The sequence below is a fragment of the Polymorphospora rubra genome, assembly GCF_018324255.1.
In the GTDB taxonomy this organism is placed as follows: Bacteria; Actinomycetota; Actinomycetes; order Mycobacteriales; family Micromonosporaceae; genus Polymorphospora; species Polymorphospora rubra.
Genome location: NZ_AP023359.1, coordinates 169,650 through 193,061 on the forward strand (window position 1 = coordinate 169,650; position 23,412 = coordinate 193,061).

General features: G+C 70.9%; 27 protein-coding genes. 10 read left to right on the plus strand and 17 right to left on the minus strand.

The features are described 5' to 3' along the window. Window positions 1–78: 78 nt before the first annotated feature. The 6 genes from Prubr_RS00735 to Prubr_RS00760 all read right to left on the minus strand — a co-directional run bounded on the left by Prubr_RS00735 (window position 79) and on the right by Prubr_RS00760 (window position 3,776). Window positions 79–504 carry an SHOCT-like domain-containing protein gene (locus Prubr_RS00735; RefSeq protein ID WP_212820609.1) on the minus strand — a complete coding sequence of 142 codons (426 nt, stop codon included), beginning with the start codon at window positions 502–504 and terminating at the stop codon, window positions 79–81. A gap of 11 nt (window positions 505–515) precedes the next feature. Beyond that, window positions 516–776, minus strand: a complete 261-nt coding sequence (locus Prubr_RS00740) for a hypothetical protein (RefSeq protein ID WP_212820611.1) — start codon at window positions 774–776, stop codon at window positions 516–518. Continuing rightward, the gene (locus Prubr_RS00745; RefSeq protein ID WP_212820614.1) at window positions 773–1,150 is read right to left on the minus strand and encodes a DUF2089 domain-containing protein; all 378 of its coding nucleotides are present in this window, start codon (window positions 1,148–1,150) and stop codon (window positions 773–775) included. Before Prubr_RS00745 ends, Prubr_RS00740 begins: the two co-directional genes overlap by 4 nt. A gap of 136 nt (window positions 1,151–1,286) precedes the next feature. Further along, window positions 1,287–2,033, minus strand: coding sequence for an ABC transporter permease (locus Prubr_RS00750; protein WP_212820616.1), 747 nt, complete (start codon window positions 2,031–2,033; stop codon window positions 1,287–1,289). Window positions 2,034–2,037: 4 nt separating this feature from the next. Beyond that, window positions 2,038–2,790, minus strand: a complete 753-nt coding sequence (locus Prubr_RS00755) for an ABC transporter permease (RefSeq protein ID WP_212820618.1) — start codon at window positions 2,788–2,790, stop codon at window positions 2,038–2,040. After that, complete coding sequence (locus Prubr_RS00760; protein WP_425518080.1) at window positions 2,787–3,776, minus strand: ABC transporter ATP-binding protein; 990 nt, start codon at window positions 3,774–3,776, stop codon at window positions 2,787–2,789. Before Prubr_RS00760 ends, Prubr_RS00755 begins: the two co-directional genes overlap by 4 nt. 147 nt (window positions 3,777–3,923) lie before the next feature. Here Prubr_RS00760 and Prubr_RS00765 point away from each other — a divergent pair, with 147 nt between their 5' ends. The 5 genes from Prubr_RS00765 (at window position 3,924) to Prubr_RS00785 (ending at window position 8,318) form a co-directional block, all read left to right on the plus strand. Continuing rightward, window positions 3,924–5,036: a sensor histidine kinase gene (locus Prubr_RS00765; RefSeq protein WP_425517973.1), complete on the plus strand. Its 1,113-nt coding sequence runs from the start codon at window positions 3,924–3,926 to the stop codon at window positions 5,034–5,036. Next, a complete protein-coding gene (locus tag Prubr_RS00770; protein ID WP_212820624.1) occupies window positions 5,033–5,707 on the plus strand; it encodes a response regulator in 675 nt (224 codons plus the stop codon). The genes Prubr_RS00765 and Prubr_RS00770 overlap by 4 nt, the downstream gene beginning before the upstream one ends. A gap of 542 nt (window positions 5,708–6,249) precedes the next feature. Beyond that, window positions 6,250–6,657 carry a YciI family protein gene (locus tag Prubr_RS00775; protein ID WP_212820626.1) on the plus strand — a complete coding sequence of 136 codons (408 nt, stop codon included), beginning with the start codon at window positions 6,250–6,252 and terminating at the stop codon, window positions 6,655–6,657. After that, window positions 6,654–7,799, plus strand: coding sequence for an RNA polymerase sigma factor (locus tag Prubr_RS00780; protein WP_212820628.1), 1,146 nt, complete (start codon window positions 6,654–6,656; stop codon window positions 7,797–7,799). Before Prubr_RS00775 ends, Prubr_RS00780 begins: the two co-directional genes overlap by 4 nt. A 264-nt stretch (window positions 7,800–8,063) precedes the next feature. Continuing rightward, window positions 8,064–8,318, plus strand: coding sequence for a hypothetical protein (locus Prubr_RS00785; protein ID WP_212820630.1), 255 nt, complete (start codon window positions 8,064–8,066; stop codon window positions 8,316–8,318). 149 nt (window positions 8,319–8,467) lie between these two features. Here the strand turns inward: Prubr_RS00785 and Prubr_RS00790 are convergent, their stop codons facing one another. Beyond that, complete coding sequence (locus Prubr_RS00790; RefSeq protein WP_212820632.1) at window positions 8,468–8,737, minus strand: hypothetical protein; 270 nt, start codon at window positions 8,735–8,737, stop codon at window positions 8,468–8,470. Window positions 8,738–8,942: 205 nt separating this feature from the next. Between Prubr_RS00790 and Prubr_RS00795 the strand changes: the two genes are divergently transcribed. Together Prubr_RS00795 and Prubr_RS00800 are read left to right on the plus strand one after the other, a co-directional pair. Further along, complete coding sequence (locus Prubr_RS00795; RefSeq protein ID WP_212820634.1) at window positions 8,943–10,424, plus strand: hypothetical protein; 1,482 nt, start codon at window positions 8,943–8,945, stop codon at window positions 10,422–10,424. A 349-nt stretch (window positions 10,425–10,773) separates the two neighbouring features. After that, the gene (locus tag Prubr_RS00800; protein WP_212820636.1) at window positions 10,774–10,983 is read left to right on the plus strand and encodes a hypothetical protein; all 210 of its coding nucleotides are present in this window, start codon (window positions 10,774–10,776) and stop codon (window positions 10,981–10,983) included. A 364-nt stretch (window positions 10,984–11,347) separates the two neighbouring features. On the opposite strand, the gene Prubr_RS00805 is transcribed toward Prubr_RS00800, so the two are convergent. Beyond that, complete coding sequence (locus tag Prubr_RS00805; RefSeq protein ID WP_212820638.1) at window positions 11,348–11,605, minus strand: hypothetical protein; 258 nt, start codon at window positions 11,603–11,605, stop codon at window positions 11,348–11,350. Window positions 11,606–11,690: 85 nt separating this feature from the next. Between Prubr_RS00805 and Prubr_RS00810 the strand changes: the two genes are divergently transcribed. Next, window positions 11,691–12,029: a hypothetical protein gene (locus tag Prubr_RS00810; protein ID WP_212820640.1), complete on the plus strand. Its 339-nt coding sequence runs from the start codon at window positions 11,691–11,693 to the stop codon at window positions 12,027–12,029. Window positions 12,030–12,159: 130 nt separating this feature from the next. On the opposite strand, the gene Prubr_RS00815 is transcribed toward Prubr_RS00810, so the two are convergent. From Prubr_RS00815 to Prubr_RS00830, 4 genes are all read right to left on the minus strand, one after another. Continuing rightward, window positions 12,160–13,008: a TrmH family RNA methyltransferase gene (locus tag Prubr_RS00815; RefSeq protein ID WP_246568188.1), complete on the minus strand. Its 849-nt coding sequence runs from the start codon at window positions 13,006–13,008 to the stop codon at window positions 12,160–12,162. Window positions 13,009–13,184: 176 nt separating this feature from the next. After that, window positions 13,185–14,189 carry a hypothetical protein gene (locus Prubr_RS00820; RefSeq protein ID WP_212820644.1) on the minus strand — a complete coding sequence of 335 codons (1,005 nt, stop codon included), beginning with the start codon at window positions 14,187–14,189 and terminating at the stop codon, window positions 13,185–13,187. 182 nt (window positions 14,190–14,371) lie between these two features. After that, window positions 14,372–15,493 (minus strand): SPFH domain-containing protein, encoded by a 1,122-nt coding sequence (locus Prubr_RS00825; RefSeq protein ID WP_212820646.1) that lies wholly within the window; start codon window positions 15,491–15,493, stop codon window positions 14,372–14,374. Between the two features lie 76 nt (window positions 15,494–15,569). Continuing rightward, window positions 15,570–16,010, minus strand: coding sequence for an NfeD family protein (locus tag Prubr_RS00830; protein ID WP_212820649.1), 441 nt, complete (start codon window positions 16,008–16,010; stop codon window positions 15,570–15,572). Window positions 16,011–16,102: 92 nt separating this feature from the next. Here Prubr_RS00830 and Prubr_RS00835 point away from each other — a divergent pair, with 92 nt between their 5' ends. Further along, entirely contained in the window at window positions 16,103–17,422 is a 1,320-nt protein-coding gene (locus Prubr_RS00835; RefSeq protein ID WP_212820651.1) for a serine hydrolase domain-containing protein, read from the plus strand. Window positions 17,423–17,498: 76 nt separating this feature from the next. Here the strand turns inward: Prubr_RS00835 and Prubr_RS00840 are convergent, their stop codons facing one another. Then, a complete protein-coding gene (locus Prubr_RS00840) occupies window positions 17,499–18,305 on the minus strand; it encodes a DUF3097 domain-containing protein (RefSeq protein WP_212820653.1) in 807 nt (268 codons plus the stop codon). Window positions 18,306–18,395: 90 nt separating this feature from the next. On the opposite strand from Prubr_RS00840, the gene Prubr_RS00845 reads away from it, so the two are divergent. After that, on the plus strand, window positions 18,396–19,187 hold the full coding sequence (locus Prubr_RS00845; protein WP_212820655.1) for a hypothetical protein: 792 nt from the start codon (window positions 18,396–18,398) through the stop codon (window positions 19,185–19,187). Between the two features lie 750 nt (window positions 19,188–19,937). Here Prubr_RS00845 and Prubr_RS00850 read toward each other — a convergent pair. The 4 genes from Prubr_RS00850 to Prubr_RS00865 form a co-directional block, all read right to left on the minus strand. Further along, window positions 19,938–20,717, minus strand: coding sequence for an HAD-IIA family hydrolase (locus Prubr_RS00850; protein WP_212820657.1), 780 nt, complete (start codon window positions 20,715–20,717; stop codon window positions 19,938–19,940). A 16-nt stretch (window positions 20,718–20,733) separates the two neighbouring features. After that, window positions 20,734–21,771, minus strand: a complete 1,038-nt coding sequence (locus Prubr_RS00855; protein ID WP_212820659.1) for a ferrochelatase — start codon at window positions 21,769–21,771, stop codon at window positions 20,734–20,736. Between the two features lie 84 nt (window positions 21,772–21,855). Continuing rightward, window positions 21,856–22,623: an enoyl-ACP reductase FabI gene (gene fabI, locus Prubr_RS00860; RefSeq protein ID WP_212820661.1), complete on the minus strand. Its 768-nt coding sequence runs from the start codon at window positions 22,621–22,623 to the stop codon at window positions 21,856–21,858. A 20-nt stretch (window positions 22,624–22,643) separates the two neighbouring features. After that, window positions 22,644–23,375 (minus strand): beta-ketoacyl-ACP reductase, encoded by a 732-nt coding sequence (locus tag Prubr_RS00865; RefSeq protein WP_212820663.1) that lies wholly within the window; start codon window positions 23,373–23,375, stop codon window positions 22,644–22,646. Between the last annotated feature and the right edge of the window lie 37 nt (window positions 23,376–23,412).

Below are 23,412 nucleotides of genomic sequence, written 5' to 3' on the forward strand. Positions count from 1 at the left end.
ACCACTACCTGTCCAGCCCGCGCGGGTCGGGAGGGTGTTCCAGCACCCTCCCGAGGGTCCCGTCCACGTGGACGACGCCTACTCGCAGAAGACACGCACCTTGGCATCGGGCTGATCGACCTCCACGGTCATCTCGTCGAGGTGATCCACGAGCGCCTCGAGCTGTTCGGGCCTGAGCTGCGTCAGGTCGAGCGGCGCGCCCGACTTGTTCAGCTCGGTATTGGCCTTGCCCAGGGCCCGCGGCGGGATCAGGGCCGTCAGCCGTACGCCGGCCCGCAGCAGCTGCAGCGGCACCCGGACGTTGACCCGCCCCGGTTCGCCGTTCTCGTCGAGGGCGTCCACCATCACCCGCAGGTACTTCGCCTTGCCCTTCGACCGGGCGGCGAGGCTCGACGCCGTCGACGGCTGGTCCTGCTCGAGGGCGGCGATGAGCCGCTCGGCCTCCTCGGCCGTGACCTTGCCCTCGGCCAGCATGTCGAGGATGTCCTTGCGCTGTTCGTTCATCGGAACCTCTCCTATCGGACGGCTACGAGCACGGCCGTACGGCCGTGCTGGAGGTCGACCCGGGTGCCGGGCAGGGCGGACACGACACGCCAGCCGGTGCCGAGCGCCCGCGCCACGCTCACCCGGTACACGAGGCAGGCCACGGCCGCCACGAGCACGGCCAGGACCACGACCGGCAGGAACACGAGCACCACGGGGAGCACCGGGACCCAGATCCTGATCGGGCGACCGGCCGGGCGGTCGACCCGTACGGTCAGCAGTTGCGGCATCATGTCCGTCCCTCCAGTTCGGACAGTGCCTGCTCTGTGGTGATCTCGCCGCGGCGCAGCCGATCGATGACGTCGGCCCGCGGGGGCGCCGGATCGGTCTCGACGAAGTCGAGCATCCGCGTGATCCGGTTCAGTCGTGATTTGACCGTCGGGTAGCTCACCCCGAAGATCCGCTCCATCTCCTTGATGGAACCGTGGCACCGCACGAACGCCGTGACGAAGACCTGATCCTCGACGCTGAGCTGAGCCAGTTGCGGCGGCTCGAACGCGCCCTCGATCGCGATGCCGTTGTCCGCCAGGCGCACCCGCTCGACGACGAACGGCTGCCCCCGGGTCAGGTTGGTGAGCTCCTGCCAGTCCATCGCCTGATCCGTCATACCTGAAAGGTTAGACCCATCAGAACTTGATTTTCAAGAAGTCAATCTTAATTTTCTTAAGTTCCGCACCCTGACCTCGACGCACTGTCGACCGGTGGCCGCCACGTGTCTTCGTGATCGATGAGTTCGGTCGGCTCTAGCGGAGCTTGACCGCGCGAATCGCGCCGAGGGCGAACATCACCGCCACGGCGGCAAGGACGAGTGCCGTGCAAAGGAGCGGGAGCGCATCGCCCGCCGTGAGGCCGCCGGAGCCCGCGATGGCTGTGGAGCCGAGGTTCAGGGCGCGGGTGTTGATGGCCTGGGGCAGAAGGTAGCTCAGCGGCCTGAGGGCGACCGAAGTGACGGTGGCGACGCCGACGACGCAGCCGAGGAGGCAGATTGCGACGGGTGCGGCGAAGGACTTCATGAGCATCGACAGCAGCGACTGGATCGCGATGAGCGGGAGCGCGGCGATGACCGAGATGGCGCCGACGAGAGCGAACTGCCACGGGATTGCCCCGTCGAGGCGGAGCACGAGTGCCCCACTGATGAGAGTGCCTGCGACGAGCACGAGTTGCATGAAGGCGACGGGGACGGCGATGACGGCGATCTTTGCCAGCACCAGCCTCATCGGGCGTCTGGTGGTGGTGAGCAGAAGGTTCCAGTTGGTGCCGCGGTGCTCCATCCGCCAGGCGGTCGCGGCGAGCAGGCCGATGCCGATGGAGAAGAACAACAGCCCGTAGAACAGGGTGACCTGAGAGGTGAAGGACGCCCAGCCCGCGTCGAGCGTGTCGGGGTTGCTGGCGAGGTTGATGGTGCCGGTGGTCACGGCCAGCAAGGGCAGGACGAGCGCGATGAGCCAGGTGGTGGAGCGCTTGAGCTTGACGAGTTCCGCACGGAACACAGGCTTACCTTTCGATCCGGTCGAGACGACGGGTGACCATGACGAAGACCGCGCCGACGAGGATGAGGAAGCCCGCGATCCATGCGTACGGCGGAGTGAGGTAGGCGACGTTGCCGCCCTGCTGTCCGGCGTGGGAGATCATGGCGTAGTAGCCCCACGGGATGATGCGGGAGATGGCGCCGGGCATGAGGAGGGTGAACACCGCCATGAACGCGCCGAGCATGCCGACGCCGACGCTGACGAGCTGGTTCTCCACGATGGACGCCAGCCAGATGTGCAGTGCCAGGAACGCGATGTCCAGGAGGAACAGCAGCGCCGTGTAGCCGATCCACGGCCCCGGATCGAGCGGCACCCGGATGCCGGCGGCCATGCCTGCGCCGATGACGAGCAGCGTCTGCCCGATGATGGCGGGAAGGAGCAGGAGGCTGAGCGCGGCGAGCTTGGCCCGGCAGAGCGTGCCGGGCGTATGGCCGGCGGTCGCCGCGAGGGTCCATCCGACACCGGAATGCTCGATGTCGGTCTGCCGGCTGGCGAGCACGGCGGTGAGAATGGGCGACGTCATCGCGGCCATCAGCGTGTAGGTCAACAGGAGCGCTGCCCACGGTGCCGCGCCCGGGTCGTCGAAGGTCTCCCGGGTTCCGCCGGAGAACAGCGAGGCGCTGGACAGGGCCGCGACAGCGACCACGAGGATCGCGGTGACCAGGCCGGTGCGCAGGCGACGCATCTTGCGGAACTCGAGCGTGATGGCGCGCCTCACAACATGCCTCCGCGTCCGGTGAGGTCCATGAACACGTCTTCCAGGCTCTGCTGCACCCGTCGCACCTCGTGGATGGGAACCCCGGCGACGGCGAGCCGGTGGACGACCTGCGCGGTCTGATGCTTGTCGATGCCGCTGATCCTGATGCCCCGGGGAATCGGGGTCGCGGTGATGCCCTGGGCCAGCGCCGCCTGCGGGTCGGGGGTCTCGATGATCAGGTCGGGGATGGAATGCGCGAACAGCTCATCGCGGGTGCCCTGGAAGATCATCCTCCCGTTCGCGAGGATGCCCAGGACACCGGCCATCTTGTCGATCTCATCGAGCATGTGGCTGGAGACCATGACCGTGATCCCACGCCCGGCAAGGTGCACCAGCAGGGTACGGATCTCCTCGATGCCGGCCGGGTCGAGCCCGTTCGTCGGCTCGTCCAGCACCAGCAGAGCGGGATCGCGGGCCAGCGCCATCGCGATGCCGAGGCGCTGCTTCATGCCGAGGGAGTAGTTGCGCACGAGCTTGTGCTGATGCTCGGTGAGCCGCACGGTCGCGAGCGCGCGGTCGATCTGTGCGGAGGACAGGTCGAGCATGCCCTGCACGATGCGCATGTTCTCCCGCCCGGTCAGGTGCCCGTAGCCGGGCGGCGCCTCGATCATCGATCCGATCGACGGCAACAGTTCGGTTCGGGACGCCCGGGTGAGGGGCTGTCCGAGCACGTTGATGTCGCCGCTGGTGGGCTGGGTGAGGCCGAGCAGCATCTTCATGGTGGTCGACTTGCCCGAGCCGTTCGGGCCGAGGAACCCGTACACGACGCCCTGAGGAACGTGCAGGTCGAGGGAGTCGACGGCGGTGTGGCTCTTGAAGGTCTTGGTCAGTCCATGGGTGGTGATGACTGCGCTCACCGGCACCTCGCTTCGATCGTGTTGATGCTGTCCACGATTCGCGCCGCGACGGCGGCGCAGATCATGCCGTGGCACGAAGCGGCAGTTCATACCACGGCATGATTTTTTCGACACTCCGGCGAAATAGCGTGAGAAGGCATGGAGCCCTTCGCGCTGTCCCCGGCCGCCGAACGGCTCCAGGCTGTGTTCCGCACCCGGCCCTGGCTTCTCGATACCGTCGTCGCCGTGCTCGTCGTCATGGTCGGCGCGATCAGCCGACCCACCCTTTCCTTCACGACCTGGCCGCAAACGGTCCACACCCTCGTCGTGACGGGATGCGCCGCCGCCCTCGTTCTCCGGCGGCTCCACCCGCGCCCGGCGCTCACGGTCGTCGCGATCCTGCTGCTCGTGCACCTGATCGCCGCCATCGAGCCGGGCATATGTGTTGCCCTGATCTGCCTGATCGCCGCCTACACGACGCAGACCCAGCTCGCCCCACCCTGGCGCTGGGTCTTTCTCGCCGCTGTCTACAGTGGAGCGGTCGCCGCGATCATGATGTCGCCGATCCCCGCACCCGCTGTCGACGTACGCGGGCGGCTCATCGCCGCGGGCGTCGTCCTCACACTGCTGACCCTGGCGGCCCTCGCCGGAGTCATCCGTCGTCAGCGACGCGCGCGCTACGTCCTCGCCATCGAGCGCGCGAGCATGCTCGAGGCACGGCAGGACGCCGAACGGCGCCTCGCCGCCGTCGAGGAGCGCACCCGCATCGCCCGCGAGATGCACGACATCCTCGGCCACTCCCTCAACGCGATCGCCGCGCAGGCCGAAGGTGTGCGCTACGTACTGCGTTCCGACGCCGACCGCGCCGATCAGGCCCTGGCCGACATCGGACGGCTGAGCCGACGCGCCGTGGACGACGTGCGCGACCTCATCGATGTCCTCACCACCGACGCCGCGGAAACGTCCGTGCTTCCGACTCCGTCGCTCGGTGACATGCCCGACCTCATCGCCTCCCTGCAATACACCAGGGCGGCAATCAGGCTTCAGGTCGACGGTGACCTCGACTCGGTACCCGGCCACGTCGGCCTGGCCGCGTACCGGATCGTCCAGGAGAGTCTGACCAATGCGCTCAAGCACGCCGACGGCGTCCCGATCACGGTGCGCGTCGCCGTCCAGGATCGGCACGTGGAGGTCGCTGTGCTCAACTCGCTCGCCCCCGCTGTCCCGCTCCCCGGCAGAGCCGCGGGCGGGCGCGGGATCATCGGGATGCGGGAGCGTGCCCGTGCCCTTGGCGGGACCGTGAGGGCCGGCCCCGATCCGACGACCGGCGGATGGTGCGTGCGGGCGATGCTGCCGCGGAGCCGGGCATGATCACCGTCGCGCTCGCGGACGACGAACCGCTCTTCACCGCCGGCCTCACGATGGTCCTGGACGCCCAGCCCGACCTCCGCGTCATCTGGCAGGCGATCGACGGCGCCGACGCGATCCGCCAGCACGACCGTGCACGGCCCGACATCCTCCTCCTGGACATCCAGATGCCCACGCTCGACGGCCTCGCCGCCACCCGGCGGCTCATCGCCGCGGGCACCGCCAGCAAGATCATCATCCTGACCACCTTCGAAAGCGACGAGTACGTGCTCAGCGCGGTCGAGGCCGGCGCCGCCGGGTTCCTGGTGAAGAACATCCCGCCCGATCAGCTCATCGCCGCGATCCGCACCGTCGACAGCGGTGACGCCGTCATCTCGCCCGGCCCCACCCGCAGACTCTTCGCCACGTTCCGGCGCCGCCCCGCCGAGAGCCGGACCCCGCTTTCGAGCACCGATGCGCGAGCGGTCGCGGAACTCACCCCGCGCGAGCGCGACATCCTCGTCCTGATCGCCGACGGGCGAACGAATCAGGAAATCTGCAACGAGCTGTGGTTGTCCATGCCCACGATCAAGACCCACATCGGGAACCTCATTGCCAAGACCGGCTCCCGCGACCGCGTACAGCTGGTTCTCTTCGCCCTGAGAACCGGCATCGCCGCGCTGAAAGCCCGTTGAGCAACGGCCGGTCGGGGCCGGCGGCCGCGGGGTGACGGCAGGTCGTTGCCGTTCCAGACCCGGCAGGCGCAGTTTTCGACCGTACGTGGCACCGGCCGCGCTGCTGTTCGTGACCGATCAGGCCTCGGCCGCGCCACCACCCGCGTTCGGCCTCCCCCGGCAACACGGCCCGGATCGTCGCCGTGACTGCGGCCGTGCTGGCCGCCGCCGTGCTGATCACGATCATGGTCGGGCGACGGCTGGTCCGGCCACTGACCCGGCTCACCGATGCCGCGGCCCGCACGGCGGGTTTCCGGCTGTCGCGGTCCACCGCCGGGACGAGATCCGCCACCTCGACGCCCGCCGGCTCGCGGTGGAGCGGCGGCGGCGCTAGATGGTCGGCGACGTCGTGCACGGGACTCGAACCCATCGGGTTCAACCGACTGGACCGCCCATCTGAAGTCCGCCAGAAAATTTCGCGATGGGATGTCGAGAACCCGCGGGCGGCTCCGTCCCAGGAGCGAACACGGCCAGAATGGCCGTACCTCACCAAGGAGAACATGATGGCCAAGTACCTGCTGCTCAAGCACTACCGGGGCGCGCCGGCACCGGTCAACGACGTGCCGATGGACCAGTGGACGCCGGAGGAGGTCGACGCCCACATGCGGTACATGAGCGACTTCGCCGCCCGGCTCGAGGCCACCGGCGAGTTCGTCGACGGTCAGGCGCTCTCCCCCGAGGGCACGTTCGTCCGCTACGACGGCGAGGGGCGGCCGCCGGTCACCGACGGCCCGTTCGCGGAGACCAAGGACCTGATCGCCGGCTGGATGGTGATCGACGTCGAGACGTACGAACGCGCGCTCGAGCTGGCCGGCGAGCTGTCCGCGGCTCCGGGTGCGGGCGGCCGGCCGATCCACGAGTGGCTCGAGGTGCGCCCGTTCTACGGCGTGCGGGCCACGACCACCGGGTGAACGAGTCGCTGCTCCGGGAGCTGGTGCCCGCGGTGATCGGTGTTCTCGTCCGTCGCGGAGCCGACTTCGCGGCGGCCGAGGACGCCGTGCAGGACGCCCTGGTCGAGGCCGTACGCGCATGGCCGGAGGACCCACCGCGGGACGCCAAGGGCTGGCTGGTCACGGTGGCCTGGCGCAAGTTCCTCGACGCCGCCCGCGCCGATGCCTCCCGGCGGCGGCGGGAGGAACTGGTCGAGGCCGAGCCCGTGCCCGACCCGGTCGAGGCGGTGGACGACACGCTTGCGCTGTACTTTCTGTGCGCGCATCCGTCCCTGACGCCGGCCTCGGCCGTCGCGCTCACGCTGCGCGCGGTCGGCGGTCTGACCACGCGGCAGATCGCGCAGGCATACCTCGTGCCGGAGGCGACCATGGCCCAGCGGATCAGCAGGGCCAAGCGGACCGTCTCCGGCGTCCGGTTCGACCAGCCCGGTGACGTCGCCACCGTGCTGCGCGTGCTCTACCTGGTATTCAACGAGGGCTACTCCGGCGACGTCGACCTCGCCGCCGAGGCGATCCGGCTCACCCGCCAACTCGCGGCCAGGACCGACCATGAGGAGGTCGCGGGTCTGCTGGCGCTCATGCTGCTCCACCACGCCCGGCGCCCGGCACGGACCGGCCCCGACGGCAGGCTCGTGCCGCTCGCCGAGCAGGACCGCAGCCGGTGGAACACCCGACTCATCGCCGAGGGCGTCGACATACTCCAGACCGCCCTCGCCCGCGACCGCCTGGGCGAATTCCAGGCCCAGGCGGCCATCGCCGCGCTCCACGCCGACGCCCCCACGGCCGAGGAGACCGACTGGGTGCAGATCGTCGAGTGGTACGACGAACTGGTGCGTCTCACCGACAGCCCGGTGGCCCGCCTCAACCGGGCCGTCGCGGTGGGCGAGGCCGACGGCGCGCGGGCCGGCCTGGCCGCCCTGGCGGGGCTCGACCCCGCCCTGCCGCGGCACGCCGCCGTCGCGGCATACCTGCACGAGCGTGACGGCGATCCGGTAACCGCGGCACGGCTCTACGCCGAAGCCGCCCGGTCAGCGCCCAACATCCCCGAACGTGACCATCTCACGCGACAGGCCGCCCGGCTCAACGCGCAGCTGCGCAGTTGAGCGGCGACCCCAGACCCGAGGGGTGGTGGGATGACGTGCTGCTCGGGTCATGGGGCGGCGCGGCGTCGGCCGAGGACCCGGACGGACCGGGTCCTGGCCGAAGGGCGTACACGTCGAGGGCCAACCGGGCCTACCTGGATGGACATCTTTCATAGACGAGGCATGTGTCATGCCTTCGTTGACCTGGGAGGGAGCGAGAGCCGCACCTAGGCTGCTGGTGATCCTGCGGGCCACGACGGCCGCCCACCACGACTGGAGAACACCGTGCCGAACTTCCTGCGTCGCCCCCGCGTCCGCAGTCTCGTAGCTGCCGGTGCGATGGCCGGCGGTCTGGTGATCAGCCTGGCCGCGCCTGCGCACGCCGCCTACAGCAGCCCTCTCTATCCGACCAAGGCCAAGTGCAACGCGGCCCGGCCAGCGTACGTCACCTCGTACACGTCCCCGGGGCCGTGCAAGGCATACATCTGGCAGAACGGCACGGTGGCCTCCTGGGCGTTCACCGTCTACACCCGGAACTGAGAAACAGCCCGGGTAGTACCACCACGACGGGCGTCCACCCGAGCGGCAGGGCACCGACGTCGGGTCCTGGCCCTTGAGGTGTACGCCTTGAGGGCCTGGCTGCAACGGTCCGGGCGCTCATCGATGTTTCTCTCACGCGCCGTCCCTCGTCACGGTTCGTCCGGCGGCCGTCCGACGTCGCCGAGGCTGTCCAGCAACCGTTCCCGGGCGGCGTCGAGACGACCGGCATAGTCCGGCATGAAGATCTCTACAAGCGAGGTGTCCAATGTGCCGGCGATCCGGTGCAGCGGCGACCACACGGCGCGGTCCTGATTCACGAGGCTGTCGAACTCCGCCGTCCCCATCTTGTGGTAAAGCCAGTCGGACAGCACCAACGCCTGATCGCGGGTCAGTTTGATCGTGAAGTCGTCGTCAACCACCCCGCCGACGCTAGCTCCACCTGGCACGCACCCTCGACGGCAAGGTGCGCACCTGTCCTGGACCATCCGGGTCCCTCCCCGGTGCCTGGTCCTTAACCGGTGGACGGCTGGTGTGGCAGGGCTGATACTGGTTGGCTGGCCCGATGAGGTCGGCGTCCGGACGGGTGGCGATCGCCGTTCTGCGGGCCGACATGGGAGGGCATCGGTGAAGCCCGAGAGGACCGAGGACGAGATCCTGCGGGGCCTATATCGAGGGTTGCGGGAGCGCCGGACGCCGCAGGACGTCGCGGTGGACTTGGTGCGGTTGCGGGCGGAGCGGTGGTTGAGCGCCGTCGGCGCCCGGGACCTGTACGGGCTGATGCGCCGGGAGCGGGCGGGACAAGGGGCGGGCAGGGTTTTCGACGGCTTGGTGGGGTCGTCGATGCCGACGGTGTGGCGCCGCCATCCGGGGCTGGAGCGGGCGTATTCCGCAGCTACGGCGGCGATGACCGCGGTGGCGGCCACGGTCGAGGTGCCGGTACCGGTGGCAGCCCCGGCGGATCCGGCCTCGTTGCGGCTCTGGCTGGGCTGGGCGACGGAGTTGCTGGGCCTTCCGGACGGAGAACTGCGGCCGGCCCGACCTACGGCGCGTCGCCGTCCGGTTCCGGTGACCTGGTTCGGCGGGACGTACCACCGGTTGCCGAAACCCTCCGGGCCTCGCGGTGACCGGGGCGGCCACGTCGACGCACGTGGTCGGATGGACGCGTCGACGCGTCGGGACCGGTTACCGGGGGTGTCGGTGCGGACCTACCGGCGGGCCGTACGCGCGGTACTGCACCTGCAACAGCGCACCGGGGTGCTGACGGCGGAGCGGGACCGTGAGACGGCCGTGGCGTTCGGCAAGGCGCGGCTGGCGCATCTGGTGACCGAGGAGGAATTCCTGGCGTGTCCGGCGTCGGCGGCGTTCACGGCGTACTACGTCGCGCGGTTGAACCTGCGGACCCGGTTCACATCGGCCAGCCAGACCCGCCCGATGGACAGCCTGGCGGAGGCGCTGCTGGAAGGGGCGCTGGCCGCGCCGACGTGCCGGCCGAAGGTCTTGGCGTCCGTCTTGACCAGGTGGCGGGTGCTGGACATGTTGAGCGACGCGGAGTGCGGTGAGCTGCTGGGCCGGTACTACGAGCAGATGGCGGCATGCGCGAGAGCACTGCGGGAGTGTTTCGACGTCAACCGCGACCCGCTGCGGATGGTGGTGCGTGCCGGGGACGACTCCTCAACCTGGAACGCGGCATCGCGGGCGTTCAACCAGGCACGTATCGGATGGCTGAATCTAACCCGCGGCCTCGGCTACGACGACCTGGTCGAAGGGGCCTGCCCCGGCAAGGTTCCCGCGCTGGTGGCCGCGGACGTGGCGGCGTGGCACGCCCGGGAAGGGCATGACCAGCACATCGACGTGCTGGTGTGGGCCGATCTGCCGTTGCCGTGGGATGTGGTGTTGGGCGACGACGATTGCCCCGCCGAGCTGGTACGGCAGGTGTGCCGACAGCACGGAGTGGATCCGGAGGCAACGGGATGGACGCAGCCGTACCGGCAGGACCTCACGGAGTTGCCGGAGCCGGCGCCTGATCTGGTCCACGGCGTGACGGTGTCATCGCCGCTGCTCGCGTCGGTCCTGCGGCAGATCGGCGTGTTCTCCGGCCAGGCGTGACGCACCGGCTGGCGAGGCCACCACCAGGGTGGTGTTTTCCGGTTGCTACGACGCCGAAACCGTGTTGCGTGGCGGAGACACGTTCGGCACGCTGTGCGGACACGGTGGTAGCTCAGAGAGCCGGAGGAGGCTCCGGCCTGGCAGAGCGGGCGGCTCACGACCTTCCGCCCCGTCCCCGTTTCGACCACGGGTCGCCGTGCGGAGTGCGGGACACCCGGTGTCGTCACCGGGTGTCCCGGCCCGGCTCTCCCATGACGCGCGGGTGACCGGTGCCCCACCTCCCCGGCGCGCTCGAACGACGCGGGTCCGTGCGGTGACCGCGACCAGACCCCGTGCCACCATCATGGACATGCCCCGCATCGACCGCCCCATCGACCGCCTCACCGCCGCCATCGACGCCCTCGCCGACCGCATGGACCCGGCCATCCCGGCCGACGAGGCGGCCCGGCTACGCGCCGAGGCACACGGTGCCGTGGACATCCTCGAGCGACACCACCGGCGCAAGCAACGTACGGTCCGCCACGCCCACGCCCACGACGACGACCAGGGCGACCACTGACCCTCCGGACCGACCGTCCACCCGACGGGTGCACCCGTCAGCCTGCCCAAACATGCGGGTGGCCCGGTTCGCGGTGTGCCGCCCGCGGTGAGACATCATCCGGCCGTTCGCTGTCCGTGGCCCTGAGGGGCAGCTTCGGGGCCCTGTTCGCCGACGCGACAGAATCCTTGCCGCAGACGCCACTCTGCGCGCCACCGCCTTGGGCATACGCGTGATCGAGGTGGACGGGTACCGAGAACGCGGAGTCCATCGCCGACGGGTAGCCGGTCACTTCAGCGCAGTCATGACCGCCTGACCGATCTCGACCTCGCATTTCAGTCAAGATCCCGGACGGCCCCGATCATGGCGAACCGACGCGAGCAGTTCACCACAGTCGTATCAGCTCATCTCCACCAGAATCAAGAATTATGTACTCGGAGTCACCCGGATAGGGTGGCCATACAGAGATTCCATTTTGCCAAACATTGATTTCAATCGAGGCAATCACGCCGACCTCAAGTCGCAGCAGTACAAAGTCGTCCTGCGCAACCTCATAAGCGATTCCCAGCGGCTCGAAGGTGATCCGAGCAGGGCCGCCGGCTGCAACGAGCTTGAGATCAGCAAGGCCCCCGGTTCCCGACATATCGCTCACCCTCCCCGGCACAGGTTCCTCCTGATCGCGTCGTGCAGGATGGTGCGGAATCCGTAATGCGGACCAGCGAGGGGCAATGGACGAGAAGGATTTCTGGGAGCGGCTGGAGTTCCGCATCTGCAGGGAGCTCCAGGGCTTCGATGACAAACACCTCCGCTGTCACTGGTGCGACGGCCTCGTCGCCGAGGAGTACGACCTGCTGGGTGAGCAGCCGTGCATCCGCGGTCGGGCGTGGTGCGGACTCAGTGGACAGGAGCCATGGAGGTTCGTCCTGCTCCTCGCCCCCGTAACCCGGTCACGTGAGGGAATCGACTGGTCGGCGCTCCTTCCCGACGACCGGGCGACGGGCTGGCTCTCACCCGATCCGCAACACAAGTCCATGGTCATCGATCCTCGGTCCAGCCACCCGGACTGAACACTCCCCCGGCAGACGGTCACCGGAGTCACGGTTCGCCGAAGGGTGTGGCACTCCCCGGATTCCGCAGGGTTGTGTCGGTCGGCGTCAGGGCACCGCCACGCCCCTGATCACGCGGATCAAGGTTAGGTCAGGTGGGGAGGGGGTCGTCTCGGCCCAGTTCCCAGAAGGCGACGGCGGCCGCGGCGGCGACGTTGAGGGAGTCGACACCGCGGCGCATCGGGATGCTGACGCGTACGTCGCTGGCCGCCAGCGCCTGCCGGGACAGTCCCGGCCCCTCGGCGCCGAGCAGCAGCGCGGCCCGGGCCCGCTGTTCGGCGGTCAGCCGCTGGATCGGCACCGCGTCGGCGGCCGGGGTCATCGCCAGCACCGTGAAACCGGCCGCGCGCACCTGTTCCAGACCGTCCGGCCAGGGCGTGAGCGTCGCGTACGGTACCGCGAACACCTCGCCCATGCTGACCCGTACGCTGCGCCGGTAGAGCGGGTCGGCGCACGACGGTGACAGCAGCACCCCGTCGATGCCCAGGGCCGCCGCCCCGCGGAAGACTGCGCCGAGGTTGGTGTGGTTGTTGACGTCCTCGAGGACCGCGACCCGGCGGGCCGTCGCGAGCACCTCCGCCGCCGTCGGCAGCTCGCGCCGGTGGAACGACGCCAACATCCCCCGGTGTACGTGGAACCCGGTGGCCCGCTCCAGCACGTCCTGACTGGCGGCGTAGACCGGCGCGTCCCCGGTGTCACCGAGCTGCTCGACCCGCTTGGCGTCGACCAGGTACGACCTTGGCCGGTAGCCGGCCCGCAGCGCCCGGCGCAGGACCAGCTCGCCCTCGGCGATGAACAGGCCGTGCGGCGGTTCCCAGCGGGTACGCAACTCGACGTCGGTCAGCGCACGGTAGTCGCCGATCCGCTCGTCGTCGGGGTCGGTGATCAGCTCGACGGGCACCCGCCGATTCTGCCGAACCGCGACGGGGCGGACCGGCACCGGGTCGGCCGGCCGGCGTCCCCGTTGCCTCGATCGTCTGCGGTCCAGACACCCGACACACCGGGCCGGGAGTGCCTGAGCCGCAGACGATCACGACGACCGTGAGTGCGGGCCCGTGACCCACCACCACCGGGTGGATCACGGGCCCGTGGGCATCGGCCGCGCCACGGGACCGGTCAGGGAGCGGCGAGGCTGCCGTGGGTGGCCACCCGGGCGGCGACCGCGCTGGCCCCGGCGGCGACCGCCCCGGCCGCCACCGCGCTCGCCGCCGGCACCCTGGCCGAACCGGCGACCGCAGGGCCGGACGCCGCCGCACCGGACCCGGCCACCCCGGAAACCGCCGGATCGGGCCCGGCCACCCCGGACGCCACCGCCCCGGACGCCGGCTCCGGCCCGGCGAGGACGTCGGCGATGGTGGCCGTCCCCACCTCGGCGACCGGTTCCGTCGACGCGGACCTCGCCGCCGACGGCATCAGCCGCCCGGTGCCGACCGCGACACCGATGCCGCCGGCCAGCGCCAGCAGCGCCCCGACCGTCTGAAGTGGACCGATGAGGAGCCCGGCGACACCGAGCATCGGGGCGGCGAGCATCAGCAGCACCCCGTCACTGCGGTTGAACAGCCCCGACTGCCGTACCGCCCAGCCCATGACCAGCCAGCCGATGCTGAACACGGTCGCACCGGCCAGCGTCACCGCTCCGGCGTCCAGCCCGTAGACCGCCGTGTCGGCCGGCAGTGTGGCGAACGGAAGCATCAGGGCGGCGCCGGCGATACCGATCATCAGCCCGGCTGCGGCCGTACGTCGGGTGCGGGCCGACACCTGCACCCCGGCCAGCGCGACCAGGGCGACCAGGCCGAGCCAGACGGCGGCCACCCAGCCGAGCAGGTGCAGCGCCGACCCGTGTTCGAGGTACGGCGCCGGCCCGCCGTCGAGGCTGCCGACGGTGACCAGTCCGTACAGCAGGGCGTACGCCGGTGTCGCCCAGACCGCGAGGCGCACGAACCGGCGTACGGAGAACGCCCAGGTGGCGTTGGTGACCGGTTGGTTGGCCGGGGTCGCCGCCGGGGCCGCGGTCAGCACCGCGAGGCCGGCATCGATCCGGGTGACGATCCGCAGCGGCGCCGTCCGCGCGGTCGAGGAGGACAGGAACGAGGGACGACTGTGCCTGGCATTGTTCTTCATGGGCTCGGGGCCTTCCGCGCGGCCGGGCAGCCCGCCGGTGCCCGGCACCTGCCGACCGATCGTCTTCGGACAGTCGGCGCCGGAACCGGCACCGGCACCTGACCGGTCGTAAAGACGATCGTGACAGGTGCCGGGTCGAAACGTGACCGGTTCTCGGATATCCGCCCTGAGCTGTATGAACCTCAGCCCTGCTCGCGGTCCGGTGTGGAGTTCTTCAGAAAGTCGGCCGCAGTCACCGGCGGCGCCGCCGGCAGACCCGGCTGCCCCGCGACGCCGGCCTGCTGGCTGCCGCCACCCACCTGCGCCTCCGCCGCGCGTACCTCGTCGTTGACCCGCTGCGCCTCGGCGGCGGCGGCTTCGGCGGCGGCCGCCGCCTCCCGCTCGACGGCGCCGGAGTCGACCTCCTTCGACGGGGCGTCGCCGACCATCGCACCGAGGCCGCCGAGCGCGCCGCCGAGTCCCTCGAGCGCCTTGGTCAGCTCGGCCGGCACGATCCAGACCTTGTTGGCCTGGCCGTTGGCGATCTGCGGCAGCGCCTGCAGGTACTGGTAGGCGAGCACCTTCTGGCTCGGGTTGGCCTGGTGGATCGCGTCGAAGACGGTCCGGATCGCCTTGGCCTGCCCCTCGGCCTGCAGCACGCGGGCCTGCCGGTCACCGTCGGCGCGCAGCACCGCCGCCTGCTTCTCACCCTCGGCGGACAGGATCTGCGACTGCTTGTGTCCCTCGGCGTTGAGGATCGCGGCCCGCCGGTCCCGCTCGGCGCGCATCTGCTTCTCCATCGAGTCGCGGATGCTCGGCGGCGGCTCGATGGCCTTGATCTCCACCCGGGTGACCTTGATCCCCCACCGGCCGGTGGTCTCGTCGAGTACGCCGGACAGGTGCCGGTTGATCTCCTCCCGGCTGGTCAACGCCCGCTCCAGGTCGAGCGAGCCGATGACGTTACGCAGCGTCGTGACGGTCAACTGCTCGATGGCCTGCAGGAAGTTGGAGATCTCGTACGTCGCCCGCACCGGGTCGACGACCTTGAAGTAGAGCACCGTGTCGATCGAGACCACGAGATTGTCCGAGGTGATCACCGGCTGGGGCGGGAAGCTGACCACCTGTTCCCGCATGTCGACCTTGGTCCGTACCGCGTCGATGAACGGCACCAGCAGGTTGAGCCCCGGGCCGAGCGTCTTCTTGTATCTGCCCAGTCGTTCGACGACGTCCATCCGCTGCTGCGGAACGATCCGCACCGCGCGGATCAGGGTGATCACCGTGATCAGGGCGATGGCCCCGAACACGACCGCGATCACGAGTTCCATGCGCTCACCTCTTCATATTTGGCGCGGCGCCCGCGGCACCGCCGTCATTCGTACGCGGCACCCGGTGGCGCCGCCTTCAGATGTCGTCGCGCCAGACGAGGGCCGTGACGCCCTTCACCTGGATCACGCGGACCCGCTCCCCCGGCTCGAACACCTGGGTGCCGTCGTACGACCGCGCGGTCCACATCTCTCCGTCGATCTTGACCATTCCACCATCGGCGTCGACCTGCTCGAGAACCAGGGCGTTCGCCCCCTCGATCGACTGCAGGCCGAACCCGTCGTCGTCCGTCTGCGCCGTCTTCTCCCGGTGCCGGCGCACGGCCGGCCGGCTGGCGACCAACGTCAACGCCGACACCACCGCGAACACCAACGCCTGCACCGGCACGGAGGCGCCCAGCGCCGCCGCGCCCGCGGCCGCGAACGCGCCGACCGCGAACATGATGAGGAACAGGCTCACGGTGAAGATCTCGGCCACCGCCAGCACGACACCCAACACGATCCAGAGCACAGCTTCCACCCATCGATCGTGTCACGTAAAGGCAACAGGAGACCACTTCTGACCGTGGCGGTAACGTGATGGGGCCGTTCGAGCCGAGGAGTCCCGCCATCGTGTCGCTGCTTCCCGAGACCAAACGACGCATCGACACCGCCGTCGCGCGGACCCAGGCGAACGGCCGGGCACCGTCGCTGATCATGGCCGTCGTCCGCGACGGGGCCATGGTCCACTTCGCCGGTGCCGGCGACGAGCCGGATCCCGATCCGGACCGCCAGTACCGGATCGGCTCGATCAGCAAGACGATGACCGCCGTACTGTTGATGCAGCTGCGCGACGAGGGCCGGATCGGACTCGACGACCCGCTGGAGCGACACCTGCCCGGCACCCCGGTCGGCGCGGTCACCCTGCGGCAACTGCTCGGCCACGCCGCCGGCCTGCAGCGCGAACCCGAGGGCGACTGGTGGGAACGGTCCGCCGGCACCGACCTCGACACCCTGCTGCGCGACGTCACCGCCGACAAGCTCGCCTATGCGCCGCACCGCACCTACCACTACTCCAACCTGGCGTACGGGCTGCTCGGCGGGGTCGTCGAGCAGATCACCGGACAGCCGTGGGCGACCGTGCTGGGCAGCCGGCTCCTCGAACCGCTCGGCCTGCACCGCACCACCTACCACCCGACCGAGCCGTTCGCCCGCGGCTACGTCGTACACCCCTGGCACGAGACACTGCGCGAGGAACCACGCACCGACACCGGCGCGATGGCACCGGCCGGGCAGCTCTGGTCGACGACCGCCGACCTGGCCCGCTGGGCGGCGTTCCTCGCCGACCCCGACCCCGCCGTACTCGCCCCCGCGACGCTGACCGAGATGACCGCGCCGGTCGTCATCAGCGACCTCGACTCGTGGACCAGCGGCCACGGCCTCGGTCTGGAGCTCTACCGCGACGGCGACCGGGTGTACGTCGGACACGGCGGCTCGATGCCCGGCTACCTCGCCGCCCTCGCCGTGCACCGCCCGTCGCGCACCGCCGTCGTCGGCTACGCCAACGCGTACGGGCTACGCGACGCCTCCCTCGGCGGGCTCGCCCAGCACCTGCTGACCCTGGTGCTCGACGCCGAGCCGGAGCCGCCCCGGCCGTGGCGGGCCAACGCCGCACCGCCGCCGGCCGAGGCCGCCGACCTGACCGGCCGCTGGTGGTGGATGGGCCGCGAGGTCCAGGCGGCGTGGCGCGACGGCGAACTCGTGCTCAGCCGGATCGACCAGCCGGCCGCCACGCCGTGGCGGTTCACCCCGGAGGACACCGACCGCTGGCGCGGCCGGTCCGGCAGCAACGACGGCGAGATCCTGGCCGTCCGCCGCGACCCCGACGGGACCGCCCGGGCCCTCGACATCGCCACGTTCGTCTTCACCCGGGACCCCGACCGGCTGGCGTGACGTGGGGCCGCGGCGGAACGGCCCGGCGGGGTGAGTCCCGGCGGGATGAGCCCTGGCGGGATGAGCCCTGGCGCGCTCAGTCCTGCGGCACGGTCACGAAGTCGATCAACCGCTCCATGGCGTTGATCAGCGGCGTCTCCACGTCGTGGAAGCTGTCCACCCGGCCCAGGATGTGCCGCCACATGTCGGCCGGCTCGGCCACCCCGAGGGCGGCGCACACACCCTCTTTCCACGGCCGGCCGGGCGGCACCTGCGGCCACGCCCGGATACCCACCTTCGCCGGCTTCACCGCCTGCCACACGTCGACGTACGGGTGCCCGGTCACCAGCACGTACGGCGACGTCACCGAGGCCACGATCCGGCTCTCCTTCGACCCCGCCACGAGATGGTCCACGAGCACGCCCAGCCGCCGGTCCGGCCCGGGTTCGAACCGGCGTACCTCGGCGACCAGGTCGTCGATGCCGTCCAGCGGCTCCACGACCACGCCCTCGATCCGCAGATCGTCGCCCCAGATCCGCTCGACCAGTGCCGCGTCGTGGATGCCCTCGACCCAGATCCGGCTGGCCTTGGCCACCTGCGCCCGGACGCCCGCGACCGCCACCGATCCCGAAGCCGTACGCCGCCGGGCGGCCGGCACCTCCACCCGAGCCGGCCGGCGCAACGTCACCGGGCGGCCGTCGAGCAGGAACGCCGCCGGCAGCAACGGGAAGTTGCGGCGCCGGCCGTGCCGGTCCTCCAGCACCACCGCCCCGGACTCGAACCCGACGACCGCACCGCAGAAACCGGAATCGGCGTCCTCGACCACAAGGTCGGGATCGGCGTCGACCTCGGGCGTCACCCGTCGCCGCCGCCAGTCGCCCGCCAGCACGTCCTCCCCATACATCCCGCCGACGCTAGCCGGCCGCCACCCGGCGGTCATTTCGACGCGCCGCTGTCGAGACAGGGCCGGCGACCACCACGTACCCTTGCTCGCATGTCCCCCGCAGCAGGCGCGGCGACCCTCGCTGTGCGTCGTTCGAGCCGGTTCGTGGCCTGGGTACGGGCGTGGCGAGCCGGTCTGGTGCCGTACGACGAGATCGCCGACGAGATCGCCGGCGACGAGGAGCACCTGGTCGCCGACGCGCCCGGCGCCTGGACCGACCTGCCGCTCCGCGACGCCCTGTCCACGCTGTCGAAGCTGTCGCCCGACGAGATCCGGCTGGCCCTGCCCGCCCCCGGCGACCCGCGCGGCCTGCCCGGCCCCGGCCCGTTCGCCGGCGCCGCCCTGGTCGCCGGCGAGGCCGTCGTCGCCCGCGGCCTGGGGCTCATCCCCGAGGTACGCAGCCACACCTCCGGCTCCGGAATGACCTTCGAGACGGTGCTGTGGCGGGTCTACCCGCTGCCCGAGGAGGCGCACACCGCCGGCCTCGGCGACCCCAGCGCCGCCGAGGCCGAAGCCGACCTGTCGACGGCCCTGGCCGAGGCGACCGCCATCCTGACCCGCCTCGACGTGGCCCACTGGCGCCCCGAACTGGCCGGCGCGCTGGCGGCGCTGCGCAAGCCCGACAGCGCCACCGACCTGCCGCCCGGCTTCGACCCCCGGGCCCGCCGGCTGTTCGCCCGGGCCAGCGTGCTCGACCGGGTGCTCGCGCTCGCCGAGCACGTCGCGCCCGGCGGGGCGATCAACGGCTACGAGGCGCAGCAGCGCGACGCGGCACTGCGCCCGCTGACCACCGCCTGCCGACGCGCCCTGGCCGCCGCCTGCAACGCCCCATTGAGCGCCTGACGCCTCTCGACGCCCGGGGTTGTGCCCCTTCTCCGCTCCACGCTGCCCGGCGAGCGCCGGCCCTGACTCGCCGGCGCTGGCCCGACCGGCTGGCTGGGTCGGCGCTGGCAGGCCGGCGCTGGCCTGGCCGGGTTGGCGCGCTTGGCCGGGTTGGCGCGCTGCCGGGTTGGCGCTGGGTCCTGACCCGCGCTGGCTGGTCGGCGCTGGCTGGTCGGCGCTGGCCTGGCCGCCTGTTCCGGAGCGCCTCCGAAGCGCGATGCCGGCCGTCTGATCCCGCCTGCGGGTCCGGCTCGGCGCGTAGGGCAGCCCGGTCGACCGGGCATGGGCGACGGGCGGTGCGGTTGGGCAACGTGCCGCCGGCGGCCCTGTGTCGCCTGCCGTTGGCCGTATGTCGGCGGCCGGCGACCGCTGGCCGTAGGTCGACTGTCGGCGAACCCGCCCAGCAGGGCGGCGGGCTGGAACGGCCTGGGCACCTTGATGCTGTTGCCGCCCACAGCGAACTCGCTGTTCGAACAGTGAATTCGCTGTGAGGCGCGACAGCAATACCGCGCCCAGGGCAGGCCCACACCGTCGGCCGCCAGGGCCGATTGCCCGATATGTTCCGATGCCGACGCGACGACCACCACGATCACGGAGAAGTCGTGCCCACAAACCACCCCTTTGTCGCTCAACAACTCCTTGATCAACGCGACGGACCGGCGGGGCCGGGACCACGCGACGGACCGGGCAAGCGGGGGCGGGGTGGCTGGGTCAGATCTCGTCGATCAGGTCCGCGACGGAGCCGACGATCCGGGACGGGCGGTACGGGTAGCGCTCCGCCTCCGTACGCGTGCTGATGCCGGTCAGCACCAGCACCGTCTCCAGCCCGGCCTCGAGGCCGCACAGGATGTCGGTGTCCATCCGGTCGCCGATCATCGCCGTCGTCTCCGAGTGCGCCTCGATCACGTTGAGCGCCGACCGCATCATCATCGGGTTGGGCTTGCCGACGAAGTACGGCTCGACCCCGGTCGCCTTCGAGATCATCGCGGCGACCGAGCCGGCCGCCGGCAGGGCGCCCTCGATCGACGGGCCGGTCGGGTCGGGGTTGGTGCAGATGAACCGGGCCCCGTCGTTGATCAGCCGGACCGCCTTGGTGATCGCCTCGAAGCTGTAGGTACGGGTCTCGCCGAGCACCACGTAGTCGGGGGCGAAGTCGGTCAGGATGTAGCCGACCGCGTGCATCGCGGTGGTCAGGCCGGCTTCGCCGATGACGTACGCGGTGCCGCCCGGCCGCTGGTCGGCGAGGAACTGGGCGGTCGCCAGCGCCGCCGTCCAGATGGCGTGCTCGGGCACGTCGAAGCCCATCCGGGTGAGCCGGGCCTGCAGGTCGCGCGGGGTGTAGATCGAGTTGTTGGTCAGCACCAGGAACGGCTTGCCGGACGAGCGCAGCCGGTTGATGAACTCGGGTGCGCCGGGCACCGGCTGGCCCTCGTGCACCAGCACGCCGTCCATGTCGGTCAGCCAGCTCTCCACCGGCTTGCGGTCGCTCATCGGGTCTCCAACGGTGTCACGGTCGGCGGGCGGGTGCGCAGCAGCCGGGGCAGGTGTCCCAGACCGGGAGCGTACCGAGCCGGCGTTGCGGAGCCGTGTCACCCGGGTGAGCCGCGCCGACGCCGCGTTCCGCGACGAGTTCGCGGACCATGGTGACGAACCTCGGGTCGGTGCCCGGGGTGCCGGCCCGAACGAAGTCCAGCCCGACCTCCTTGGCCGTGGCGGCGGCCTCGGTGTCCAGGTCCCACACCACCTCGAGGTGGTCGGAGACGAAACCGATCGGGCTGACCACGACCGCGGTCGTGCCGGCCGTCGCCAGCTGGTGCAGGTGGTCGTTGACGTCCGGTTCGAGCCACGGTACGTGCGGCGGCCCGGACCGGCTCTGCCAGACCAGGTCGTACGGCAGGTCGGGGGCGGCGGCCGTGGCGACCAGGCGGGCCGTCTCGTGCAGCTGTGCCTCGTAGCGGCCGCCGTCCGGGCCGGCGCCCGCGGCCATCGAGGTCGGGATCGAGTGGGCGGTGAAGACGATCCGGGTGCTGTCGCGGCGGGCCGGGTCGAGGGTGCCGAGCGCCGCGCGCACGGCGTCGGTGTGCGGTTCGACGAACCCGGGGTGGTCCCAGAACTGACGCAACTTGTCGATCAAGGGCGCGTCGGGTCCGACGGCCGCGCGGGCCGCGGCGATGTCGTCCAGGTACTGCCGGCACGACGAGTAGCCGGCGTAGGCGCTGGTGACGAAGGCGAGCGCGTGCCGTACGCCGTCGTCGCGCATCCGCGCCACGGTGTCGGCCAGCATCGGGTGCCAGTTGCGGTTGCCCCAGTAGACCGGCAGGTCGACACCGTTCGCGGCGAGGTCGGCGCGGATCGCGGCGATCAGGTCACGGCACTGCTGGTTGATCGGCGACACCCCGCCGAAGTGCTGGTAGTGCTCGGCGACCTCGGCCAGCCGTTCCGGCGGCACGCCCCGCCCACGGGTCACGTTGGCCAGGAACGGCAGCACGTCGTCGGGGCGCTCGGGCCCGCCGAAGGAGACCACCACCAGTGCGTCGTACGGCATGGTCCCCATTCTGTCCCGCGCCGCCGCCGGCCGGGCGCCAGGGCGGCCCGGTCGGCGGCGATCGTGGCGGGATTCACCGCCCGGTCAGGCGCCCAGGGCGTGGTATCCGCCGTCGACGTGCACGATCTCGCCGGTGGTGGCCGGGAACCAGTCGGACAGCAGCGCCAGGCAGGCCCGGGCGGCCGGCTCCTGGTCGGTCAGTTCCCAGCCCAGCGGGGCCCGGTCGGCCCAGGCGTCCTCGAACTGCTCGAAGCCGGGGATCGACTTCGCCGCCATGGTGCGCAGCGGGCCGGCCGACACCAGGTTGCTGCGGATGCCCTTGGGGCCGAGGTGCAGTGCCAGGTAGCGGGACGCCGACTCCAGACCGGCCTTGGCCACGCCCATCCAGTCGTAGACCGGCCACGCCTTGGTCGCGTCGAAGGTCAGTCCGACGACCGCCCCGCCCGGACCCATCAGCGGCAGTGCCGCCATCGCCAGCGACTTGTACGAGTACGTCGACACGTGCAGTGCCGTCGCCACGTCCTCCCACGGCGCGCTGAGGAAGCCTCCGCCGAGGCAGCTCTGCGGGGCGAAGCCGATCGAGTGGACGACCCCGTCGAGGCCGTCGACGTGCTCGCGCACCTTGTCGGCCAGGCCGGCCAGGTGCTCCTCGTTGGTGACGTCGAGTTCGATCACCGGCGCGGCCTCGGGCAGCCGCTTGGCGATCCGCTCGACCAGCGACATCCGGCCGAAGCCGGTCAGCACGACCTGGGCACCGTTCTCCTGGGCCAGCTTGGCGACCGAGAACGCGATCGACGCGTCGGTGATGACGCCGGTGACGAGCAGCCGCTTACCGGCCAGCAGTCCAGACACGTACAGATCCTCCGTCTTCGTCAGTGACCCATGCCGAGGCCGCCGTCGACCGGGATGACGGCGCCGGAGATGTAGCCGGCGCCGTCGCCGGCCAGCCAGGTGACCACCCCGGCGACCTCGTCGGGGTCGGCGAACCGGCCGGCCGGGATCAGCTTGCGGTATTCGGCCTTGCGGTCGTCGGGCAGCGCCGCGGTCATGTCGGTGTCGATGTATCCCGGGGCGACCACGTTGGCGGTGATGTTACGGCTGCCCAGCTCGCGGGTGATCGACCGGGCGACGCCGACCAGACCGGCCTTGCTGGCCGCGTAGTTGACCTGGCCCGGACCGCCGTAGAGGCCGACCACGGACGAGATGAAGATCATCCGGCCCCACTTGGCGCGCAGCATCTTGCCGGCGGCCCGCTTGGCACACCGGTACGCCCCGTTGAGGTTGGTGTCGATGACACTGGTGAAGTCGTCCTCCGACATCCGCAGCAGCAGCGTGTCGGCGGTGATGCCGGCGTTGGCGACCAGCACCTCGACCGGCCCCAGCTCGGCCTCGACGGCGGTGAAGGCGGCGTCGACGGCGGCACTGTCGGTGATGTCGCAGCGGACCCCGAACACGCCCTCGTGGTAACCGCTGTCGCTGTCGGCCGCACCGGCCCAGCGCCCCCGGTGGGTGATCGCCACCCGGTCACCCTGCTTGGCGAACGCCTGGGCGATGGCCAGCCCGATCCCCCGGTTTCCCCCGGTCACCAGCACGGTACGCGCCACGGTCACTCCTCCAGCGGTTCTTCGGACGGTGCGCGAA